This is a genomic window from Devosia ginsengisoli (genome assembly GCF_007859655.1).
In the GTDB taxonomy this organism is placed as follows: domain Bacteria; phylum Pseudomonadota; class Alphaproteobacteria; order Rhizobiales; family Devosiaceae; genus Devosia; species Devosia ginsengisoli.
Genome location: NZ_CP042304.1, coordinates 1,060,114 through 1,081,716 on the forward strand (window position 1 = coordinate 1,060,114; position 21,603 = coordinate 1,081,716).

Below are 21,603 nucleotides of genomic sequence, written 5' to 3' on the forward strand. Positions count from 1 at the left end.
AGGCTACTATGTCTGACGAAACTGAAATCGCGCCCGCTCCGGCCATTCCCGAAAACCGGATCACCCCCAACGTTTCCGGCGCCTTGCCGGAAGCGGAGGTAGAGCGCATCACCTCCGACCTGATCGGCGCGCTCAAGACCGTCTATGACCCGGAAATCCCGGTCGACATCTATGAGCTGGGCCTCATCTACAAGGTCGATCTCGATGACGACCGCAAGCTGACCATCGACATGACGCTGACGGCGCCGGGCTGCCCGGTGGCCGGCGAAATGCCCGGCTGGGTGGAAAACGCCGCCCGTGCCGTCGAAGGCATCCAGGATGTCGAGGTCAATATGGTCTTCGATCCCCCCTGGGACGCCACGCGCATGAGCGAAGAGGCCCAGGTGGCCCTGAACTGGTGGTAATCCGGCGCGTTTCGCGCTATATATCGTGAAATGCCGATAGAAAGTTTGCCCATGGCCTTCAAGATCATGTCGTTGAGCGATGCCGCCGCCGAGCGCATCACCGAGATCATCGAAGATTCCGACCAGCCGGTGGTGGGCCTGCGCGTCGGCATCAAGAATGCCGGCTGCGCCGGTGTGTCCTACACCATGGACTACGTGACCGAACCGGTCGCTGGCGACGATCACGTCCAGGATCACGGCGTCAATGTCTGGGTCGATCCCAAGGCGACCATGTACCTGCTCGGCACGGTGATGGACTTCGAACAGTCCAAGATGGGCTCCAGCTTCTCCTTCAAGAACCCCAACCAGACCGGCGCCTGCGGCTGCGGCGAAAGCGTCACGCTCGCCCCCGCCGACCTGAAGGCGATTGCCGAGGCCAGGGCAGGGGCCTGATAGCTCCACAAACGCGATGTCACCCCGGCCTTGAGCCGGGGCCTATCTCGAGATCGCTCCACAGCCGCAAGGTAGTTCAGCTTAATTGCCAGCATCTCAGGATGGATCCCGGCTCAAGGCCGGGATGACATCGCGGTTGGGAATGAGCCAATGCTCTCCCTGCACTCGATCTGTTCCTCCCCCCAATCAGGGGGAGGCTAGGAGGGGGTATCCCATTCGCAACCAGTTGCATCCGGGACCACGCTAGGGCATCTATCCCGCCATGCTCAGCCCCCTTCCACCCGCCCTCACCATTGTCCCGCCCAACCGCCCGCTTGTCGGCCGCGTCTCCCCGCCGGGCAGCAAATCCATCACCAATCGCGCCTTGCTGCTCGCCGCGCTTGCCGACGGCACCAGCCGCCTCACCGGCGCGCTCAAGAGCAAGGACACGACCCTGATGGCCGCCGCTTTGCGGCAAATGGGCGTTACGGTGGATGAGCCTGACGCCACCAGCTTCACCGTCACCAGCATCGGCCGCCTGCAGCAGCCCTCCGGCCCGCTTTTCCTCGGCAATGCCGGCACCGCCACCCGCTTCCTTACCGCCGCCGTCGCCACCGTCGATGGCGCGGTCATCGTCGATGGCGACGAGGAAATGCGCCTGCGCCCGATCGGCCCGCTGGTCACAGCGCTCCGCTCGCTCGGCATCGACGCCATCTGCCCCACCGGTTGTCCGCCGGTGACCATTCACGGCAATGGCAGCTTCGGCTCGGGCCGCGTCGAGATCGATGCAGGCCTCTCCAGCCAATATGTCTCGGCCCTGCTGATGGCCGCGCCTTTGGGCCATGGCGCCATCACCGTGGCGCTGACGGGCAAGGATATCGGCGCCCGCGGCTATGTCGACCTGACGCTGGCCGCCATGCGGGCATTCGGCGCCGAGGTGGAACAGCTTGATGCCGGCACCTGGCTGGTCCAGCCCACCGGCTACTCTGCCACTGATTTCCGCATCGAGCCCGATGCTTCGGCCGCCACCTATCTCTGGGGAATCGAGGCGCTGACCGGCGGCAGGATCGACCTCGGCGTTGCCGCCGATGCCTTCACCCAGCCCGACGCCGCCGCCCAGGCCGTCATCGCCCAATTCCCCAACATGCCCGCCATCATCGACGGCAGCCAGATGCAGGACGCCGTGCCGACGCTGGCCGTGCTGGCGGCATCCAACAATCGTCCCGTCCGCTTCGTCGGCATCGCCAATCTGCGCGTCAAGGAAACCGACCGCATCCGCGCCGTCGCCAACGAACTCAACCGCATCCTGCCGGGCCTGGGCACGGAGGAGGGGGACGATCTGGTGGTTGCGGCGGATCCAAATCTGGCCGCGCGCAGCCGCCCGGCCCGCATCGAGACCTATCACGACCACCGCATCGCCATGAGCTTCGCTTTGGCGGGCCTGAAACTGTCCGGCATCACCATTCTCGACCCCGCCTGCACCGGCAAGACCTACCCCGAATATTGGGACATGCTGGCCGGGCTCGGCGTGGAATTGCAGCCGACGACCTAGGGTTCAGCGCATGTTGCCCACCCCACCCTCGATCCCTCCCCATCAAGGGGAGGGAGGCGCATGGGCGCGGTCAGTGGTCCAATGATGGTTTAGCCACAAAGCGGGCTTCCCTCCCCCTTGTGGGGAGGGAGTGAGGGTGGGGGTAGGCCACGCACACTAAAACGCGTCGATCGCCAACGCCTCGACAATCGCCCCGGCCTTCTGCCCCGGATCATGCTCGGGCTGCACAATCAGCATGTCGGCATGCGCCAGCGATGACGTATGCCCGCTATCCGTCTGGGCAATCGGCAGCAAAGCCGGGCCATTGGTCCCATGCACCAGCTGCGCCCGCATGAAATGCCGCCGCGCCGTATTGGGCGGCGTCGCCGCGGCCAGCGGCAGCCGCCAGGTGGTCGCCCCCGTATAGCCCAGCCAGGCCCGCAAGGCCGGCCGGATGAATACGAGCGCCGTGACCATCGCCGAAACCGGATTGCCCGGCAGCCCGAAGATCAGCGTTTTTCCACGCGTGCCAAACATCAGCGGCTTGCCCGGCCGCATATTGATGCGCCAGAAATCCAGCGTCACGCCCAGTTCGAGCAGAATGTCCTGCACGATGTCGTGGTCGCCCACGCTGGCCCCGCCGGTGGTGACCACCACATCCGGCGCCCCGGCAAACACCGCCTCCAGCTTGCCCCGCAACGCATCCCGGTCGTCCCGCGCAATCCCGTGGTCGATCACATCGGCAGCATAGGGCGCCAGCAATGGCCGCAACCCAAAACTGTTGGACGCCACGATCTGGTCCGGCCCCAGCTCCGCGCCGGGCAGCACCAGTTCATCCCCCGTCGCCAGCAGCGCAATGCGCGGTCGCCGCGCCACGGTCAGCGTTGCCGCATTGGCCGCCGCCGCCACGGCCAGTTGCATCGGCGCTATCAGCATGCCGGCCTCGACCAGGGTCTGCCCGCGCGCAAAGTCATTGCCCAACGGCCTGATGCTATGGCCCAGCCTGGGAGGGGCGGTGAAGGAGACGAAATCCCCGTCTACCACCGCCTCCTCCTGCATGATGACGGTATCGGCCCCATCGGGCACCGGCGCCCCGGTAAAGATGCGCACCGCCTCGTCAGCGCCCACCGCGCCGGCAAAGCCCGCACCCGCCTGCGAGATCCCGACAACCCTCAGCCGATGCCCCGCGGTCACGTCCACCGCCCGCATGGCATAGCCGTCCATGGCGCTGGCATTGAACGGCGGCTGGTCATGCCGCGCCACCAGTGGCGCCAGCAGCACGCGCCCCGCCGCCTCGGCCAGCGGCACAGTCTCCGCCACCGGCTCGGGCACGCGCCGCAGGATGGCGGCTATGGCATCATCCACGGGGAGGAGGTTCATGCGCGCAAGAAATCGCCGGATTTGCCGCCCGACTTCTCCACCAGCCGCACATCGGTAATGGTCATGCCCTTTTCCATGGCCTTGCCCATGTCATAGAGCGTCAGCGCCGCCACCGAAGCCGCCGTCAGCGCCTCCATTTCGACGCCGGTCTGGCCGACCGTCTCGGCCGTAGCGACGACATGCAGGCCCGAGACCCCGTTCATTGCCTCGATCTCCACCGTCACCCGCGTCAAGGCCAGCGGATGGCACAGCGGGATAAGCTCGGCGGTCTTCTTGGCCGCCATGATCCCGGCAATCCGCGCCGTGGCAATGGCATCGCCCTTCTTGCCGCTGCCCGACAGCAGAGCCTCCACCGTCGCCGGTTCCGCCAGAACAGACGCCTCGGCCACCGCCCGCCGACGCGTAACCGGTTTATCACCGATATCGACCATATGGGCTTCGCCGCGGTCGTTGAGGTGAGTCAGCCCCTGCGCCATCAGCGCACGGTTTCCGGTGCGCCCATCAGCAGGGCGCGGGTGGCTGCCGCCACATCCGCCTGCCGCATCAGGCTTTCCCCCACCAGGAACGTGCCGATGCCGGCCTCCTGGTTGAGCTTGCGCACATGCTCGTGGTTCACAATGCCGCTCTCGCTCACCAGCAACGTGCCCTTGGGCACGCCCCCGGCCAGGCTGATGGATGTATCCAGCGTCGTTTCGAACGTCCGCAGGTTGCGATTGTTGATGCCGATGAATTCGGCGCCCAGCCCCAGCGCCCGGTCCAGTTCGAGCTGGTCATGCACCTCCACCAGGGCATCCATCTTCCACTCTTCCGCCGCGTCGAGCAGATAGCGCGCCACGTCGTCGCCCACTGCGGCCAGGATGATGAGGATGCAGTCGGCGCCCCAGGCCCGCGCCTCGGCCACCTGATAGGTCTCGAACAGAAAGTCCTTGCGCAGAACCGGCAGGTTGGTCGCCGCCCGCGCCTCGATCAGATAGCTCGGCGAGCCCTGAAAGCTCGGCCGGTCAGTCAGCACCGAGAGGCAAGCCGCCCCCGCCATCTCGTAGGACCGCGCAATCTCGGCCGGATCGAAATCGGCGCGGATCAGCCCCTTGGACGGGCTGGCCTTCTTCACCTCGGCGATCAGCGCATACTGCCCCGCCGCCCGCTTGGCCTTGATGGCCCTGAGGAAACCACGAGGCGCCGGCTGGTCATGCGCCTGCGCCACCACTTCGGCCCAGGGCCGCATGCTCTTGGCGGCGGCGATTTCCTCGCGCTTATAGACCTCGATCTGCTGCAGAATATCGCTCATCAATCTCGTCCGTTCGAAACCGCCACGAGGCGGGCGAGTGTGTCCTTGGCCTTGCCAGTGTCGATCATTTCGGCGGCAATGCCGGCTCCTTCGCGCAGGTCCTGAGCGCGGTCGGCGACGATCAGCGCCGCGGCAGAATTCAGCAATACCGCATTGCGATAGGCGCCCGGCGCCCCATCCAGCACAGCCCGGATTGCAGCGGCGTTTTCTTCAGCATCGCCGCCCACCAGTTCACCGGGATCGGCCCGTGGCAGGCCGGCATCCTCGGGCGTCACCTCGAAGCTGCGCAAGTCGCCATTCGCGATCTGCGCGACGAAGCTAGGGCCGGAGATGGTCAGTTTGTCCAGCCCGTCGCTGCCGCACGCCACCCATGCCTTGACGACCCGATTGGCCTGCAAGGCGGCTGCAACCGGCTCCACCCATTCCCGCGCATAAACGCCCAGCAGATAGCGGCGCACGCCAGCGGGGTTGGATTGCGGGCCAAGCAGGTTGAACATCGTGCGCACACCCATTTCGGCGCGCGACGGCCCCACATGGCGCATCGTCGGATGGTGGCTTGGCGCGAACATGAAGCCGATGCCCGCCTGCTGCAAACAGCGCGAAATTTCCGCAGGACTGAGGTCGAGCTTTACGCCCAAGGCCTCGATGGTCTGCGACGATCCAGCCTTCGATGACAGCGCCCGATTGCCGTGCTTGGCCACCGGAACCCCTGCCGCTGCAACCACGAAGGCGCTCGGGGTGGAAATATTGGGCGCACCGGCCCCATCCCCGCCCGTACCGACAATGTCTATCGCATCGTCAGGCGCTTCGACCGGGATCATCTGCTCGCGCAGGATCGACACCGCGGCTGCGATTTCGCCCACCGTCTCGCCCTTGATGCGCATGCCCATGAGGAAGGCGCCGATCTGGCTCGGCGTGGCTTCGCCGGCCATGATGATGCGCATCACGCTGCGCATTTCCTCGCCGGTCAGGTCCTTGTTGTCGGCAATCTTGCCGAGGGCTGCCTTGATATCCATCATGCGGCTCGCTTCTGGTTGAAGTCACGGGCGAGGTTCAAGAAGTTCTGCAGCAGGGCATGGCCATTCTCGCTGGCAATGCTTTCCGGATGGAACTGCACGCCATGCACCGGCAGGCTTTTATGCTGCATCCCCATGATCAGCCCGTCATCGGTACTGGCCGTCACTTCCAGCACGTCGGGCAATGTGTCCTGCCTGACGATCAGGCTGTGATAGCGCGTCGCCTCGAAGTCGTTGTTGAGCCCACGGAACAGGCCCTTGCCGCCATGGTGGATCTTGCTGGTCTTTCCATGCACGAGATGGGGCGCGCGGACCACGTCGCCACCCATGGCCTGGCCGATCGCCTGATGCCCCAGGCACACGCCGAGCATGGGTATTTCGCCCTTGAAGCGGTCGATCAGCGCAAGGCATATCCCTGCCTCATTGGGCGTGCAGGGCCCGGGCGACAGCACGATGGCCTCCGGCGCCATGGCGGCGATGTCGTCCAGCGTGATCTTGTCGTTGCGATGCACCGTGATATCGGCGCCCAGTTCGCCCAGGAAATGGACGAGGTTGTAGGTAAAGCTGTCGTAATTATCGATGACGAGCGTGCGGGTCATTGGTTGGCTCCAGCGCGGCTGTTGGGAATTGGTTCAGTGTTCAGAACCAGTTCCGCCATCGATGTTGAAAGATCACCCGCGCCATTACGGCTTGCTCCTCACGGCTGCCTCGGTCACAAGGCCATCCTTGATCGAGAACTGAAGGCCCATCGCCATCACGTCCCATGAGTACGTTTGAAGGCCATGAGTTTCAAGGACTTCGAACGTCGGTGAGCCGCAGTAGTCCGCCGCAAACCCAGTCACTTCCGTTCCGACGAGCAAGTCCAGCGCGTCGCTGGGCGGGTACACACTAGCGCGACCGTCATCGGCAAAGTCCTGGCGAATATCCCTCTCGATGATGCGCAAGGCATCACAGAAAGCAGCTTCGGACGCTCCGGCACCTGACGCGGAACCTAGAGCCAACAAGGCGACCGCCACGCGCACGCTCATTGCCCGATCCTCGCCTCGCCGGCATAGCGTAGCGCTTCCTCGGCGGCGCTGAAAAGGGCGCGGGCCTTGTTTTCGCATTCGAGCTGTTCCAGCTCCGGCTTGCTGTCGGCCACGATCCCGGCGCCCGACTGCACATAGAGCTTGCCATCCTTGAGAATGGCCGTGCGCAGCACGATGCAGGTATCCATCGTGCCGTCAGCGCCGAAATAGCCCACGCAGCCGCCATAGATGCCGCGCCGCGACTTTTCCAGCTCGTCGATGATCTCCATCGCCCGCACTTTGGGCGCCCCGGAAACCGTGCCCGCAGGGAACCCGGCCGACAGCGCATCGACAAAGTCATATTTCGGATCGAGCACGCCCACCACATTGGAAACGATGTGCATGACATGCGAATAATATTCGAGGAAGAACTTGTCCGTAACCTTGACGGTACCGGTCTTGGCCACCCGTCCCACATCATTGCGGCCCAAGTCGAGCAGCATCAGGTGTTCGGCCAGTTCCTTGGGGTCGGCCAGCAGTTCGGCCGCCAGTTCCTGGTCCCGCGTCGGCGTCGCGCCGCGCTTGCGCGTCCCGGCGATCGGCCGGATGGTCACTTCCCCATCCTGCACCCGCACCAGGATTTCCGGGCTCGACCCGGCCACCGAAAAATCCCCGAAATCGAGGAAATACATATAGGGGCTGGGATTGGTCCGTCGCAGCGCCCGATAGAGCGCCGTCGGGGGCAGGGTGAAATCCGCCTCGAACCGCTGGCTCAGCACCACCTGGAAAATGTCCCCGGCCGTGATGTAGTCCTTCGCCTTGGCTACCATGTCGAAATACTCGGACTTCGACGTATTGCTGGTGACGGCGATGGATTCGAGGTCGGGCAAAGCCGGGGCTGCCGGCATGGCCTGCGTCAGCCGGGCAATGGCATCGTCGATCCGCGCTTCGGCCGCTTCATAGGCCTGCCTGGCCGACACACCTGATCGGACATACACCGGCGCGGTGAAATAGAGCTCGTCCTTGAGCGTATCGAAGATCGCCAGCAGCGACGGCCGCATCAGCATGGCTTCGGGGGTCTGCAAATGGTCCGGATTGCTGTCGGGCAACACTTCCATATAGCGGACCATTTCATAGCCCAGGAACCCGTAGATGCCCGCCGATTGCGGCGGCAGGCCTTCCGGCACCTCGATCTTGCTGTCCGCCACCAGGTTTCGCAGCGCGTCGAGCGGCAGGTCGGGCAGGGGCTCGAATGCCGTCTCGTCGATCTGCGCTTTCAGGTTGATTGATGCCGTGCCGGCCTCGACCTTCAGCATCACATCCGGCTGACTGCCGATGATGGAATAGCGGCCGCGCGTCGTCCCGTCCTGCACCGATTCGAGCAGGAACGTGTTCCTGCGCCCCTGCGCCAACTTCAGATAGGTCCCGATGGGCGTTTCGAGGTCCGCCACGATGCGACGCCAGACGATCTGCGATTTTCCAGCATCGTATTGCTCGGAGAAGCGCTGATAGAAGTCGTCGCCCATCGTTATCGTGTCCAGTCTGGGGTGAAGTCCGGCCTGCCGATTACAGGCCGGTATCGAGTTGCAGCACCTGTTGCAGGGCCTGCTGGTTGACGACCAGGCGGGCATCGTCGCGCACCGCGGTCACGAACTCGCCATAGATGCCGACGCGCGCCTCGTTTTCCAGGCTCGCATTGGCCGCCTCCTCCAGCGGGCCCTCGGCTGCGGTCAGGTCGGTCACCGCAAAGACGATGAATTCGCCCGCCTGGCTCACCGCCGAGCCATGATGGCTGGCGTCGCCGGCAAAGGCCGCCGTGGCCACGGCGCTGTCGATCGTCCCGTCTTCCGAGCCGAAGCGGGCAAACGGCGCGCTGAGCTGCGGGAAGAGGTTGTAGGACGCTGCCACGTCGGCAATCGCCTCGCCATTGTCCAGCCGGGTCACCGCATCCTGCTGGGCCGCCATGATGGCATTGTTGACCCGTTCGGCCATGACAGTCTCCGCCACCTTGTCGCGCACCTCGTCCAGCGTCTGGTCGCGCGCCGGCTCGATAGCGTTGAGGTCGAACCATAGATTGCCATTGCCCGCCAGCGGCAGGGCGGCGGTCAGCGCGCCTTCTTCGGCCTTGAAGATGGCCTGGGTCACGCGCGTGCGGTCCTCGGCGGCGAGATCGGGGATCACACTCAGCTCGGCCCCGCCCGACGTCACGTCGGCCTCATAGAGGTCGAGCCCGAAGCGCTGGGCGATTTCGGTCAGCGGGCGGAAGGCGGCGCGCAATTCCTCGATCTGGTCCTGAATATCGGCCAGTTCGTTCCGCGCCTCGCTCATGGCCAGCGAATTGGCGACCTGGTCGCGCACTTCGTCCAGCGTGGGAACGCCACCGGCCTCCACGGCCGAGACATGTACGGCCCGCTTGCCGGCCACGCCATCGATGACGGCAAAGCCACCATCGGCCAACCCGAAAGCAGCGCTGGCCAGGCTTGCATCATTGATATCGGCCTGTGCCAGCGTACCCAGGTCGGTGGGCGTAAGGCCGGCATCGCTCACCAGCGTCTCGAATGGCGTGCCCGCGGCCAGCCCCGCCTCGAAAGCGGCAACCTGGTCGGCATTCAGCACCACCTGCTGGATGGTCCGGCGCTCGGCCTTGCTCAGCGTGGTCTTGGTCCGCTCGTATTCGGCCGCAATGGCGTCCTCGGCAATGGTCTTGGTCGCGGCAAGGTCCGCCGTCGACAGGCGCAGCATTTGCACATTGCGTGTTTCGACAGTGCGGAACTCGGCCTGGTGCTCGCTCAGATAGGCGGCCAGTTCTCCTTCGGTCGGCTCGGCTACCGAGTCGATATTGGTCTCGTTCAGCGCGAAATATTCGATCGTGCGCTGATCGGCCACATACCGGTTGATCAGGTTCGAGGCCGTCGCCGGCAATTGCGTATCGCCGAACAGGCTCAGGATCAGTTGCTGGCGCCGCGCCTCGTCGCTCTTGTCCTCGAAATATTCCGCTTCGGTCAGCCCGCTCATCTGCAGCACCTGCGTGAAGCTGGCCGGGTTGAACGCGCCCAGCGCATTCTGGAACGAGGGATCCTCGCGCAGCATCTCGCTCAGCTTGCTCTGCGACACGCCAAGGCCGAAATCGCCGGCCATCTGGTCGAGCGCCGCGTCCTGCGCCAGGTTCTGCAGCACCATGGAAGGAATACCCAGGCTCATGGCATCCTGCGCCGTCGGCACCGAGCCGATCTGCTGGGCCACCTGGTTCAACTGGCTCTGATAGGCCCGCAGGAACTGGCGCGACGTAATGTCCTCGCCGCCCACCTTGGCCACCGTATTGCTGCCCAGGTCGGCAATGACATTGTTGATGCCGAAGCCCGCCAGCCCGACCAGAAGGAAGCCCCCCATGATCTTGCCGGGCCAGGATTTTGCAAAAACACGCAAACTATCGAGCATCTGAGACGTTCCAGTTGGGCAACACCAGGCTTTACCGCGTGGGCGGGAGGGCACTAGTAATCCATTTTGACAGCCGGGGTTAGGGCAAACCTTGCCCCGGTGCAAGAGGCAGCAGGAGCAAAGAGTGACAACGACAATAACGCCGCTGATCGCAGGGAACTGGAAAATGAACGGTCTGCGGGCCTCGCTGGACGAGCTGACCGCCCTCGCGGAGATGATGACGGCAGGCGAGGCACCCCGCGCCATCGTGGTCATCTGCCCGCCCGCCACCATCCTGGCGGCCGTGGCCCGCCAGGGCGCCACGTCAGGCATCCTGGCCGGCGGGCAGGATTGCCACCCCGCCGCCTCGGGCGCCCATACCGGCGATATCGCGGCCGGCATGCTGGCCGATGCCGGCGCCCAATATGTCATTGTGGGTCATTCCGAACGCCGCGCCGCCCATGGCGAAACCGATGATATCGTGCGTGCCAAGGCCGAAGCCGCCATCGGCGCCGGCCTCAAGCCCATCATCTGCGTCGGCGAGACCGAAGCCGAACGCGATGGCGGAAGCGCCGAATCTGTCGTTGTCAGCCAGCTCGCTGGCTCCATCCCCGACGCCGCCGGCCAGCACGATGTCATCGTCGCCTACGAGCCGGTCTGGGCCATCGGCACCGGCCGCACCCCCAGCAATGACGACATCGCCCAGATGCATGACGCCATCCGCCGCCAGTTGGTGACCCGCTTCGGCGACAAGGGGCAGGCGATCCACATTCTCTATGGCGGCTCGCTCAAGCCGCAGAATGCCCGCGAAATCCTGGCCATATCAAACGTCAATGGCGGCCTTGTCGGTGGCGCCAGCCTCTTGGCAAAGGACTTCGCTACCATTATCTCCGCCGTGTGATACGCGGGTGCCGTGGACAGGGCCGGAAAATGGCCCTGGCCTCTGGCATTTGCTGCGCGAGGCGTGTAAGACGCGCCATCCTTTGACTGACCTATAGACAAGAAGACACAATGGCGAACGTCCTGATTGTGGCCTATTTGCTGATCGTCCTGGCGCTGATTGCAGTGATCCTGCTGCAGCGCTCCGAGGGCGGGGCATTGGGCATTGGTGGTGGTGGCGGCGGCGGTTTCATGACCGCGCGCGGCTCGGCCAACCTGCTCACCCGCACCACGGCGATTCTGGCGGTCCTGTTCTTCGCCACGGCCATTGGCCTGACGGTTCTGTCCGAACTCGATCGCGGCACATCCGGCATTCTCGAAGGCGCCACTACCACCGAGGACGGCACCGCGCCGACCAACGTGCTCGACGCGCTCAATGCCCTGCAGCCCGAAACGTCCGACCTGCCGGTTCCCACCACGGAAACCGCGCCGGCCCCCGAGGCTCCCGCTGCCGATGCCGCGACCCCCGACGCGGCCAGCGACCTGCCGGTGCCCGACGCGCCGCAGGAAACGCCGACCAACGAACCGGCTGCGCCGGCGACCAACTGACCGCCGCAAGGCGAACCAAAAGAGGGGGATGGAAACATCCCCTTCTTCTTTGTGTAGAGCGGGTTGCGCGCTCTACGAATCGACGCTGATGTGATTAAGGTGAACGCCCATGGCTCGGTACGTATTCATCACCGGAGGCGTGGTCTCCTCATTGGGTAAAGGTCTTGCATCGGCGGCGCTCGGCGCAGTCCTGCAAGCGCGCGGCTACAAGGTCCGCCTGAGGAAGCTCGACCCCTATCTCAACATCGATCCGGGCACCATGTCGCCCACCCAGCACGGCGAAGTCTTCGTCACCGATGACGGTGCCGAGACCGACCTCGACCTGGGCCATTACGAGCGCTTCACCGGCCGCGCCGCCACCAAGCGCGACAACATCACCACCGGCCGCATCTATTCCGACATTCTCGCCAAGGAACGGCGCGGCGAATATCTCGGCGCCACCGTGCAGGTCATCCCGCACGTCACCGACGCGATCAAGAATTTCGTCATCGAAGGCAATGACGACTTCGATTTCGTGCTGGTCGAGATCGGCGGCACGGTGGGCGACATCGAAGGCCTGCCCTTCTTCGAGGCCATCCGCCAGCTCGGCAACGACCTGCCGCGCAACCACGCCTGCTACCTGCATCTCACCCTGATGCCCTACATTCCCAGCGCCGGCGAGCTCAAGACCAAGCCGACCCAGCATTCGGTCAAGGAGCTGCGCTCCATCGGCATCGCCCCCGACGTGCTGCTGGTCCGCTGCGACCGCCCCATTCCCGAGGGCGAAAAGAAGAAGCTCAGCCTGTTCTGCAACGTCCGCGAAAGTGCCGTCATCCAGGGCCTCGATGTCGGCTCGATCTACGACGTGCCGCTGGCCTATCACAAGGAAGGCCTGGACCGCGAAATCCTGGCCTCGTTCGGCATCACCGACGCGCCGGAGCCCGATCTCAGCGCGTGGGACGACGTGTCCCGCCGCCTGCACAATCCCGAGGGCGAGGTCAATATCGCCATTGTCGGCAAATATACCGGCCTCAAGGACGCCTATAAGTCGCTCTCCGAAGCCCTGACCCATGGCGGCATCGCCAACAAGGTCAAGGTCAACCTGCAATGGATCGATAGCGAAGTCTTCGAGCGCGACGACCCCGCGCCCTATCTCGAACATGTCCACGGCATCCTGGTGCCGGGCGGCTTCGGCGAACGCGGTTCGGCCGGCAAGATCGAGGCGGCCCGCTTCGCCCGCGTCAAGGACGTGCCCTATTTCGGCATCTGCTTCGGCATGCAGATGGCCTGCGTCGAGGCCGCCCGCAACACCGCCGGCATCAAGCAGGCCTCCTCCACCGAATTCGGCCCCACCAAGGAGCCGATCGTGGGCATGATGACCGAGTGGACCAAGGGCAACGAGAAGGAAAGCCGCTCGTCCGAGGGCGATCTCGGCGGCACCATGCGCCTCGGCGCCTATCCGGCCCAGCTCACCCGCGGCTCGCGCGTTGCCGACATCTACGGCTCCACCCGCATTTCCGAGCGCCATCGTCACCGCTACGAAGTGAACATGGATTACCGCAAGGTGCTGGAAAAGAATGGCCTGCTGTTCTCCGGCGTCTCGCCCGATGGCAAGCTGCCCGAAATCGTCGAGCGCACCGACCATCCCTGGTTCATCGGCGTGCAGTTCCACCCCGAGCTGAAATCCAAGCCCTTCGAACCCCACCCGCTCTTCGCCAGCTTCATCGCCGCCGCGATGGACCAGAGCCGCCTGGTCTGACGCGAGCGCCATGGCCGAGATCATCAATCTCCGCAACGCCCGCAAGCAGAAGGCCCGCGCCGGCAAGGAAGCGCAGGCCGAACAGAACCGCATCCTGTTCGGCCGCACCAAGACCGAAAAGCTGAAGCAGGCGGCCGAAAAGGCGCAAGCGGACAAGCATATCGACGGCCACAAGCGGGAAGAGTAGGGGGTATCGCTGCGGCCCCCACATCCACGGTGTCACCCCGGCCTTGAGCCGGGGCCCATCCCGAGATGTTGCGACACTTGGCGAACGCTCGGTACTGGCCCGTTTGCTGTCTCAGGGCTTGCGGCCCCACCCCACCCTCAATCCCTCCCCATCATGGGGAGGGAGGCGCATGGGCAACGTCGGTGGCCCAACCCACCGGACAGGCTTCCCTCCCCCTTGTGGGGAGGGAGTGAGGGTGGGGGTGAGCCACGATCACCGAACTCGGGAAAGCCGCCGCCTACCAGTTCACCTGGCAAACCCCGCCCTTCGGCGCAAACTGCATGCTGTCACCCGTATACTGGAAAATCTCCAGCTTCACGCCATTGGGGTCCTTGGTCCAGGCCTGCCACGTCCCGTCCGCGCCCAGCTTCTTGTCGGTGATGTCGACGCCCTGCGCCCGCACATGGGCGATCAGCCCGTCCAAATCCTCGGTCTCGAGGCAGATATGGTTGATCTGGTCGGTCTCGGCGAAGCGCGATTCCCCCCTTGCGGAACACCTCGATAAAGGTGCGCGCGCCCAGGTCCATATAGAACCCGATCCAGTCCTCACCGCGCTTGAAGTCAAACGCCTTCTCGATACCGAGCGCGTCACGATAGAAATTGGCCGTCTTTTCCAGGTCGTGCGCGAAGATGCAGGCATGGGCAACCTGCTTGATGAACTGCGTGGTCATGGTTCCTCCGGGAAGCATCCCGTATTAACGATAAACCACCCATGGATCAATCGCCCGACCGCCCCGGAAGCCGGCCAATCGGCATTTTTTTGTGCCGCCCTCTTTTACTTGTCACGCCCCGCGTCTAGGAGAAGGCCAACACACCGACAGAACCCAATCGGGAAGGGCGCACCATGTCTTCAATCATCCACGTCTCCGGCCGCCAGATCTATGACAGCCGCGGCAATCCCACGGTCGAAGTCGATGTGGTGCTGGACGACGGCAGTTTCGGCCGCGCCGCCGTGCCCTCGGGCGCCTCCACCGGCGCCCATGAAGCCGTCGAGCTGCGCGATGGCGGTCCGAAATACAATGGCAAGGGCGTCACCCAGGCCGTCGAAAACGTCAACACGGCCATCTCGGATGAAATCCAGGGCATGGACGCGCTCGACCAGCTCGCCGTCGACCAGGCCATGATCGATCTCGATGGCACGCCCAACAAGTCGCGCCTCGGCGCCAACGCCATTCTCGGCGTCTCGCTCGCCGTGGCCAAGGCCGCTGCCGAGTCCAGCGAATTGCCGTTCTACCGCTATATCGGCGGGCCGAACGCCCATGTCCTGCCCGTGCCGATGATGAACATCATCAATGGCGGCGAACATGCCGATAACCCCATCGACATGCAGGAATTCATGATCCTGCCGGCCGGCGCGGAAAACCTGGCCGATGCCGTCCGCATCGGCTCCGAGATTTTCCATACCCTCAAGAAGGGCCTCTCGGCCGAAGGCCACAATACCAATGTCGGCGACGAAGGCGGTTTCGCGCCGAACCTGGGCTCCGCCGAGGATGCGCTGGGCTTCATCATGCGCTCCATCGAAAAAGCCGGCTACAAGCCGGGCGAAGACGTGTTCCTTGGCCTCGATTGCGCCGCCACCGAATATTACAAGGGCGGCAAATACGAGATGAAGGGCGAGGGCAAGTCGCTCTCTTCCGAAGAAAACGTCCGCTTCCTCGAAGACCTGGCCAACCGCTATCCCATCATCACCATCGAAGACGGCATGGCCGAAGACGATTGGGATGGCTGGAAAGCCCTGACCGACGCCATCGGCAGCAAGGTGCAGCTCGTCGGCGACGATCTCTTCGTCACCAACACCAAGCGCCTCGTCTCGGGCATCAAGATGGGCGTCGCCAATTCCATCCTGGTCAAGGTCAACCAGATCGGCTCGCTCAGTGAAACCCTCAACGCCGTCGATACCGCCCACCGCGCCGCTTACACCTCGGTCATGTCCCACCGCTCGGGCGAAACCGAAGACTCCACCATTGCCGACCTCGCCGTCGCGCTGAACTGCGGCCAGATCAAAACCGGCTCGCTCTCCCGTTCCGACCGCCTGGCCAAGTACAACCAGCTGATCCGCATCGAAGAACAGCTCGGCACCTCGGCGAAATATGCCGGCTACTCGGTGGTCAAGGGCCGCTAGCACCGATGACCACCATGCGGGCCCTCGTCTATGACAGATATGGCCCGCCCGAACAGGTTTTGCGGCTGGAGCAGATGCCCCGGCCGCAACCCGGCCCTGGTGAAGTGCTGGTGCGCGTCCATGCCGCCTCGGTCAATTCGTGGGATTGGGATCGCCTCGTCGGTCGCCCGCTGGGGCGCATCGATGCGCCATTCCGCCCGCCCTTCCGCATTCTGGGCGCCGACATTGCGGGGATCGTCGAAGCCATCGGCCCTGACGTGACCACCCTCGCGATCGGCGACGCCGTCTTTGGCGATCTGACGGCCGGCAAATGGGGTGGCTTTGCCGACTATGTCTGCGCCCCTGCCAGAACACTGGCGCTCAAGCCCGAAACACTGAGTTTCCAACACGCCGCGGCGCTGCCGCAGGCCGGTCTTTTGGCGCACGAGGCGCTCAAGCTGCGGCCCGGCCTGGGCGCCGGGCAGCGTGTTTTGGTGGTTGGGGCTGGTGGTGGCGCCGGCCTGTTCGCCGTTCAAATGGCCAGGGCCACCGGTGCCGCAGTCACCGGCGTCGACCGCGGGCTGAAGGGCCCGGCCGTGCTGGCCCACGGCGCGGATCATTTCATCGACCACCAGCGAGACGATTTTTCCCGCAGCGGTGCCCGCTACGATTTTGTCATCGACATGGTCGGCAGCCAGACCGTGTTCGGCTATCGCCGCGCCCTGGCCGAGGGCGGCACACTGGCGCTGGTCGGCGGCAGTCTCGGCCGCATCCTGCAGGTCGTCGCCCTGGGCAACCTCGTCGGCCGCGCGCGGCAGCAGCGCATGGGCCTGGCAATCTACCAGCCCAAAACCGCCGACCTCGATCACCTCGCGGCCCTCGCCACGGCCGGCGTCATCACGCCGGTCATCGATAGTGTATTCCCGCTGGAGCAGGGGGCTGCCGCGCTCCGCCGCATCGGCGGAGGCGACCATGTCGGCAAGATCATTGTCGAGATGACAGCCTAGCCTACTGGAACGCCGTCTCGGCAAAGCTCCGCAGTTTGCGCGAATGCAGCCGTTCCGCAGGCTGGTCCCGCAAAATTTCCATCGCCCGCAGCCCGATCTGCAAATGCCGGTTCACCTGCGTGCGATAAAAATCCGAAGCCATGCCCGGCAGCTTCAATTCGCCATGCAGCGGCTTGTCCGACACGCAGAGCAAGGTCCCATACGGCACCCGGAACCGGAACCCGTTGGCCGCGATCGTCGCCGATTCCATGTCCAGCGCCACAGCGCGTGACTGGCTGAGCTGGCGCACGATCTCCACCTGGTCGCGCAATTCCCAGTTGCGATTGTCGAAGGTCGCCACCGTCCCGGTGCGCATGATCTTCTTGGTCTCGATGCCCTCGGTCTCGGTGATTTCATGCACCGCCTGTTCCAACGCCACCTGCACTTCGGCCAGTGCCGGCACCGGCACGGTCAGCGGCAGGTCGGCATCGAGCACATGGTCCTCGCGCACATAGGCATGGGCCAGCACGTAATCGCCCAGTTCCTGGCTGTTCCGCAGCCCCGCGCAATGCCCCAGCATGATCCAGGCATGCGGCCGCAGCACCGCGATATGGTCGGTAATCGTCTTGGCATTGCTTGGCCCCACGCCGATATTGACCATGGTTATGCCGCGCCCGCGATCGGCCGTCAGGTGATAGGCCGGCATCTGCGGCGCCCGCACCGGCGCCGTGCCCGCCACATTGCCCCCGCGCAGCGCATTGTCGGTCACCACATTGCCCGGCTCGATGAAGCTCTCATAATGGGCGTGCCCCGAGCGCATATACTCCTTCGCCACCCGGCAGAATTCGTCGATATAGAAGGCGTAATTGGTGAAGATCACAAAATTCTGGAAATGGCTGGCATCCGTGCCGGTATAATGGCTCAGCCGGAACAGCGAATAGTCCACCCGCGGCGCCGTAAACGCCGCCAGCGGATACGGCCCGCCGCGCGGCGGCACGAATGTGCCATTGGCGATTTCGTCATCCGTATTGCCCAGGTCCGGCGCGTCGAACACGTCGCGCAGCGGAATGTTGAGCGCATTCAGCGCCTCGCCATCGATCCGCTCATTGGCTTCCACGGCAAAATGCAGCGGGATCGGTGTATCGGATTCCCCGATATCGATCGTGCCGCCATGGTTCTTCAGGATGACGGTGAATTGCTCCTGGTAATAGGTGCGGAACAGGTCCGGCGCCGTCACCGTGGTGCGATACAGCCCCGGCGTATGCAGGAACCCATAGGGCAGGGTGCTTTCATGCCGCGAATAGCTGGTCGAGCGCACCTCCACCTGCGGATAGCACGCCCGCACGCGCCCCGGCGGCACCACGCCCTTGGTCAGCGCCTCCAGATGCCCGCGGATGAAGCCGGTATTGCGATGATAGAGCTCGGCCAGGTATTCCCACGCCTTCTCCGGATCGGTGAAGGACTGCTTGTCGAGGCGGGGCGGGCTGATCGTGGTCATCTTGCTCTTTCAAAATCGCCGTCTCCGGATTGAGCCGGCGTCGTCGTGGAATCGCGCTACTTATCGCGCAGCACCTAGCCATCTTGAATGACAGCTTCGCGGCACCGCTTCAACTGCGCGCCCCTTGCCGCGCGGGTTTCACATCGGTGTGATGGCGCTTTTCTTGCCGCAATTAGTTCCCATCTTCATACGCAGTTCACTGGCACGGCAAGCGACCCATGCAAACCGGTGAATGAGGAGTGTCGCGCTGGCCGCTTGTCCCCCAAGCCCTCAACAGTGCGGACGGCAGGCATTCCCAAGACCGCAATGACAGCAATGTCATTGCGGTCTTTCTATTTTGCCGGATAGGCCGCCCGCAGCGTCGCCACCGAGATTTCCGCCAGCTCCCGCAGCACATTCATGTCGATATCGTCGAGCCGCTTCACATAAAGGCACGCCTTGCCCATCCGGTGCTTGCCCAGCCTGGCCAGCAATCCATCGCGCCGGGCGATCTCCTCGGGCATATAAGTGCCCATCAGATAGATGCTGAACTCCGCCTTGCGCGGCGCGAAGCCGATGAGAAAGGCCTCGCCCTCATGCCCGCTGGCATAGCGGTAGTGATAGCGCCCGAAGCCGATCATCGTGCCCCACAGCACCGGGGGCTCGCCCGATACCACCGACATCATCTCGATCAGCCGATAGCTGTCCGCCCGTTTGGCCGGATCGTCCAGTTGCTCCAGGAATTCATCGACATCGCCGGTATCGGGCCGGGTCTTCTGCTCAGGCATACCATGCCTCCGACATTTCGCAGCAAGACCGTAGACGAACGCCGCCACGTTTTCTATTGCTGCCCGCAGAGCGGATTTGGAGGTTCTCATGACGGCAAAGATCATCGACGGCAAGAGCTTCGCCGAGGGCCTGCGCACCCGTATCGCCGGCCATGTGCAGCGCCTCAAATCCGAGCACGGCATCACCCCCGGCCTGGCCGTGGTCATTGTCGGCCACGATCCCGCCAGCGAGATCTATGTGAGCAGCAAGGCCAAGCAGACCGCCGAAGTCGGCATGGCCTCGTTCAAGCACGAACTGCCTGAGGATACGTCGGAGGCCGACCTTCTCGAACTCGTGCATCGCCTGAACAATGACGGTCAAGTCCATGGTATCCTTGTGCAAATGCCAGTGCCAAAACAGATCGATCCCATCAAGGTGATCGAGGCCATCGCCCCATCGAAGGACGTCGATTGCTTCACCCCGGCCAATGTCGGCAAGGTGCAGATCGGCCTGCCGGGCCCGGTTTCCTGCACGCCCCTCGGCTGCCTCATGCTGCTGCGCGACCAGCTCGGCTCGCTTTCCGGCCTCAACGCCGTCATCATCGGCCGCTCCAATCTCGTCGGCAAACCCATGATGCAGTTGTTGCTGCGCGAGAACTGCACCGTCACCGTCGCCCATTCCAAGACGAAGAACCTGGCTGACGTCGTCCGCGGCGCCGATATCGTCATAGCCGCCGTCGGCCGCCCGGAAATGATCCGCGGCGACTGGATCAAGCCCGGCGCTACCATCATCGATGTCGGCATCAACCGCATTCCCGCCCCCGAGCGCGGCGAGGGCAAGACGCGCCTGGTCGGCGACGTCGCCTATGCCGAGGCCGCTGCAGTCGCCGCCGCCATCACCCCGGTGCCCGGCGGCGTCGGCCCCATGACCATTGCCTGCCTGCTCGCCAACACCATCACCACCGCCTCGCTGATCAACGGCCTCGTGCCCCCCACCGACCTGACGGCATGAGCGTTCCCGCCCACGATCCCGGCGGCAAGGTCCGCCTGCGCCTGGCCGAAGGCGTGCATGGCGACGTGGTGATGAGCGCGGATACCCGCTATCGCCAGCGCATGCGCCGCTGGCTGGGCGACGCTTTCCCCGAGCACTATATCCTCTTCATCGGCATGAACCCCTCCACCGCCGACGCGACCGTGGACGACCCCACCTGCGCCCGCGAATGGACCTTCGCCCGCCGCGAGGGCTTTTCCGGCATGGTGAAATGCAATGTCGGCGACTACCGCGCCACCGACCCGAAAATGCTGGTCCAACCGGGCATTGTCGCCGTTTCCGACGCCAACCTGCCCATCATCCGCCAGGCTGCTGGCGGAGCAGGGCGCGTCGTCCTCTGCCACGGCAAGCTCAACAAGGCGCTGGCGCCGGCTGGTCACGAAATCGTCGAAGCCCTCAAGGCCGACGGCGTAGAATTATGGTGCTTCGGGACCAATGCCGACGGCTCGCCCAAGCATCCGCTCTATCTCAGGGCCGATACACCGCTGGTACGGTTTGCGGGTTAGAAAGTTCGATGCGTTTCTGGGCTTCGTTCGAGATCTACAAGCTAGCCTTCCCAGCGGCGAACATCTGCCGAAAGGCGATGGAACCGCTGCTCAATACATTGCTGGCAGAGTCTGGACTTGCCACTTTCGAATGCGAATTCCGCTATGTGCCGATCATTATGCCGCCGGAAATGGCCGTTCGATATCCCGCCCGATCACGGGTTAGGAGGCGGGAGCGCGTGTACGACTGCGCTCCCCAGTTGGCGTATGAAATCTTTGTGAGCGCCTCGTTCGAGGAGCAATTGGCGGAGTATGTGGCAGGAATACGAAGCGACGCACCCAACTTGGCTAAGCTCGGCGCCTCAAAGGATCAGATCGCGGAGTTCGAGCGGGTTCTTTCGCAGGCCGCACAATACATTCTAGCGAACCACCTCGACCAAACACGGCACTGAGCTGCGACTGCCTGACAGTTAGCTCAAGCCGCCCCGGCCAGGTAAAACAACCGTGCCACCGTATGGTCCCGCAGCGCCTGCGCCGGCAGCTTGCCCTGCAAAGCCGCGATCACCTGCGCCTTGTCCGGCACCGCGCTCGCATCCACCACGACCTTGCTGAAACCCGGCCGCAAGCCCTGCTTGGCGCCTTCCAGCAGGTCGAACAGCAGCGCCCGCACATCGGTCCGCATGGCACAGGCAATGCACTGCACGCCATCGGCATGCCCATGCCCGGAATTGGCCGGCAGCCGGAGCAGCGCGGTTTCGGCATCGAGCGGTATCAGATGCCCCGGCTCGGTGACGAGGGTCACGGGGATGGGTTCAACACGAGCCACGATG

General features: G+C 64.3%; 24 protein-coding genes and 1 pseudogene. 12 read left to right on the forward strand and 13 right to left on the reverse strand.

Going from position 1 to position 21,603, the window contains the following annotated elements; all coding sequences use genetic code 11:
- Positions 1 to 8 precede the first annotated feature (8 nt).
- The 3 genes from FPZ08_RS05155 to FPZ08_RS05165 all read left to right on the forward strand — a co-directional run bounded on the left by FPZ08_RS05155 (position 9) and on the right by FPZ08_RS05165 (position 2,367).
- Positions 9 to 404 carry an SUF system Fe-S cluster assembly protein gene (locus tag FPZ08_RS05155; RefSeq protein ID WP_146288990.1) on the forward strand — a complete coding sequence of 132 codons (396 nt, stop codon included), beginning with the start codon at positions 9 to 11 and terminating at the stop codon, positions 402 to 404.
- 51 nt (positions 405 to 455) lie between these two features.
- On the forward strand, positions 456 to 836 hold the full coding sequence (locus FPZ08_RS05160) for a HesB/IscA family protein (RefSeq protein WP_056234145.1): 381 nt from the start codon (positions 456 to 458) through the stop codon (positions 834 to 836).
- Between the two features lie 262 nt (positions 837 to 1,098).
- Positions 1,099 to 2,367, forward strand: coding sequence for a 3-phosphoshikimate 1-carboxyvinyltransferase (locus tag FPZ08_RS05165; RefSeq protein WP_146288992.1), 1,269 nt, complete (start codon positions 1,099 to 1,101; stop codon positions 2,365 to 2,367).
- 156 nt (positions 2,368 to 2,523) lie between these two features.
- Here the strand turns inward: FPZ08_RS05165 and FPZ08_RS05170 are convergent, their stop codons facing one another.
- The 8 genes from FPZ08_RS05170 to FPZ08_RS05205 all read right to left on the reverse strand — a co-directional run bounded on the left by FPZ08_RS05170 (position 2,524) and on the right by FPZ08_RS05205 (position 10,475).
- Complete coding sequence (locus tag FPZ08_RS05170) at positions 2,524 to 3,726, reverse strand: molybdopterin molybdotransferase MoeA (RefSeq protein ID WP_146288993.1); 1,203 nt, start codon at positions 3,724 to 3,726, stop codon at positions 2,524 to 2,526.
- Positions 3,723 to 4,202, reverse strand: coding sequence for a cyclic pyranopterin monophosphate synthase MoaC (gene moaC / locus FPZ08_RS05175; protein ID WP_146288994.1), 480 nt, complete (start codon positions 4,200 to 4,202; stop codon positions 3,723 to 3,725). Before moaC ends, FPZ08_RS05170 begins: the two co-directional genes overlap by 4 nt.
- A complete protein-coding gene (gene trpC / locus FPZ08_RS05180) occupies positions 4,202 to 5,014 on the reverse strand; it encodes an indole-3-glycerol phosphate synthase TrpC (protein ID WP_146288995.1) in 813 nt (270 codons plus the stop codon). Before trpC ends, moaC begins: the two co-directional genes overlap by 1 nt.
- Complete coding sequence (trpD, locus tag FPZ08_RS05185) at positions 5,014 to 6,033, reverse strand: anthranilate phosphoribosyltransferase (RefSeq protein WP_146288996.1); 1,020 nt, start codon at positions 6,031 to 6,033, stop codon at positions 5,014 to 5,016. Before trpD ends, trpC begins: the two co-directional genes overlap by 1 nt.
- A complete protein-coding gene (locus tag FPZ08_RS05190) occupies positions 6,030 to 6,629 on the reverse strand; it encodes an anthranilate synthase component II (RefSeq protein WP_146288997.1) in 600 nt (199 codons plus the stop codon). Before FPZ08_RS05190 ends, trpD begins: the two co-directional genes overlap by 4 nt.
- Before the next feature lie 84 nt (positions 6,630 to 6,713).
- On the reverse strand, positions 6,714 to 7,058 hold the full coding sequence (locus tag FPZ08_RS05195; RefSeq protein WP_146288998.1) for a hypothetical protein: 345 nt from the start codon (positions 7,056 to 7,058) through the stop codon (positions 6,714 to 6,716).
- Positions 7,055 to 8,563 (reverse strand): anthranilate synthase component I, encoded by a 1,509-nt coding sequence (gene trpE, locus FPZ08_RS05200; protein ID WP_146288999.1) that lies wholly within the window; start codon positions 8,561 to 8,563, stop codon positions 7,055 to 7,057. Before trpE ends, FPZ08_RS05195 begins: the two co-directional genes overlap by 4 nt.
- A gap of 40 nt (positions 8,564 to 8,603) precedes the next feature.
- Positions 8,604 to 10,475 carry a peptidylprolyl isomerase gene (locus FPZ08_RS05205; protein ID WP_146289000.1) on the reverse strand — a complete coding sequence of 624 codons (1,872 nt, stop codon included), beginning with the start codon at positions 10,473 to 10,475 and terminating at the stop codon, positions 8,604 to 8,606.
- A gap of 124 nt (positions 10,476 to 10,599) precedes the next feature.
- On the opposite strand from FPZ08_RS05205, the gene tpiA reads away from it, so the two are divergent.
- The 4 genes from tpiA (at position 10,600) to FPZ08_RS05225 (ending at position 13,867) form a co-directional block, all read left to right on the forward strand.
- A complete protein-coding gene (tpiA, locus tag FPZ08_RS05210; RefSeq protein ID WP_146289001.1) occupies positions 10,600 to 11,355 on the forward strand; it encodes a triose-phosphate isomerase in 756 nt (251 codons plus the stop codon).
- A 110-nt stretch (positions 11,356 to 11,465) separates the two neighbouring features.
- Entirely contained in the window at positions 11,466 to 11,942 is a 477-nt protein-coding gene (gene secG / locus FPZ08_RS05215) for a preprotein translocase subunit SecG (protein WP_146289002.1), read from the forward strand.
- Positions 11,943 to 12,051: 109 nt separating this feature from the next.
- Entirely contained in the window at positions 12,052 to 13,680 is a 1,629-nt protein-coding gene (locus FPZ08_RS05220; RefSeq protein ID WP_146289003.1) for a CTP synthase, read from the forward strand.
- A 10-nt stretch (positions 13,681 to 13,690) separates the two neighbouring features.
- A complete protein-coding gene (locus tag FPZ08_RS05225; RefSeq protein ID WP_146289004.1) occupies positions 13,691 to 13,867 on the forward strand; it encodes a DUF4169 family protein in 177 nt (58 codons plus the stop codon).
- 277 nt (positions 13,868 to 14,144) lie between these two features.
- Here the strand turns inward: FPZ08_RS05225 and FPZ08_RS22270 are convergent, their stop codons facing one another.
- A complete protein-coding gene (locus FPZ08_RS22270) occupies positions 14,145 to 14,330 on the reverse strand; it encodes a VOC family protein (RefSeq protein ID WP_246132809.1) in 186 nt (61 codons plus the stop codon).
- 163 nt (positions 14,331 to 14,493) lie between these two features.
- Positions 14,494 to 14,595 (reverse strand): annotated as a pseudogene (locus tag FPZ08_RS22760) (hypothetical protein); the annotation flags it as partial.
- A 155-nt stretch (positions 14,596 to 14,750) separates the two neighbouring features.
- On the opposite strand from FPZ08_RS22760, the gene eno reads away from it, so the two are divergent.
- Both eno and FPZ08_RS05240 read left to right on the forward strand, forming a co-directional pair.
- The gene (gene eno, locus FPZ08_RS05235; RefSeq protein ID WP_146289005.1) at positions 14,751 to 16,028 is read left to right on the forward strand and encodes a phosphopyruvate hydratase; all 1,278 of its coding nucleotides are present in this window, start codon (positions 14,751 to 14,753) and stop codon (positions 16,026 to 16,028) included.
- Between the two features lie 5 nt (positions 16,029 to 16,033).
- Positions 16,034 to 17,014 (forward strand): NAD(P)-dependent alcohol dehydrogenase, encoded by a 981-nt coding sequence (locus FPZ08_RS05240; RefSeq protein WP_146289006.1) that lies wholly within the window; start codon positions 16,034 to 16,036, stop codon positions 17,012 to 17,014.
- 1 nt (position 17,015) lies between these two features.
- On the opposite strand, the gene FPZ08_RS05245 is transcribed toward FPZ08_RS05240, so the two are convergent.
- Complete coding sequence (locus FPZ08_RS05245) at positions 17,016 to 18,491, reverse strand: AMP nucleosidase (protein WP_146289007.1); 1,476 nt, start codon at positions 18,489 to 18,491, stop codon at positions 17,016 to 17,018.
- Positions 18,492 to 18,823: 332 nt separating this feature from the next.
- On the reverse strand, positions 18,824 to 19,258 hold the full coding sequence (locus tag FPZ08_RS05250) for a DUF1801 domain-containing protein (RefSeq protein WP_146289008.1): 435 nt from the start codon (positions 19,256 to 19,258) through the stop codon (positions 18,824 to 18,826).
- Between the two features lie 88 nt (positions 19,259 to 19,346).
- Between FPZ08_RS05250 and folD the strand changes: the two genes are divergently transcribed.
- Genes folD through FPZ08_RS05265 form a run of 3 tightly spaced genes read left to right on the forward strand, consistent with a single transcriptional unit; the run spans position 19,347 to position 21,225 of the window.
- Positions 19,347 to 20,249: a bifunctional methylenetetrahydrofolate dehydrogenase/methenyltetrahydrofolate cyclohydrolase FolD gene (gene folD / locus FPZ08_RS05255; protein WP_146289009.1), complete on the forward strand. Its 903-nt coding sequence runs from the start codon at positions 19,347 to 19,349 to the stop codon at positions 20,247 to 20,249.
- Positions 20,246 to 20,794, forward strand: coding sequence for a DUF1643 domain-containing protein (locus FPZ08_RS05260; RefSeq protein WP_146289010.1), 549 nt, complete (start codon positions 20,246 to 20,248; stop codon positions 20,792 to 20,794). Before folD ends, FPZ08_RS05260 begins: the two co-directional genes overlap by 4 nt.
- An 8-nt stretch (positions 20,795 to 20,802) precedes the next feature.
- Positions 20,803 to 21,225 (forward strand): hypothetical protein, encoded by a 423-nt coding sequence (locus FPZ08_RS05265; protein WP_146289011.1) that lies wholly within the window; start codon positions 20,803 to 20,805, stop codon positions 21,223 to 21,225.
- 23 nt (positions 21,226 to 21,248) lie between these two features.
- Here the strand turns inward: FPZ08_RS05265 and FPZ08_RS05270 are convergent, their stop codons facing one another.
- Positions 21,249 to 21,599: a hypothetical protein gene (locus tag FPZ08_RS05270; protein ID WP_146289012.1), complete on the reverse strand. Its 351-nt coding sequence runs from the start codon at positions 21,597 to 21,599 to the stop codon at positions 21,249 to 21,251.
- Between the last annotated feature and the right edge of the window lie 4 nt (positions 21,600 to 21,603).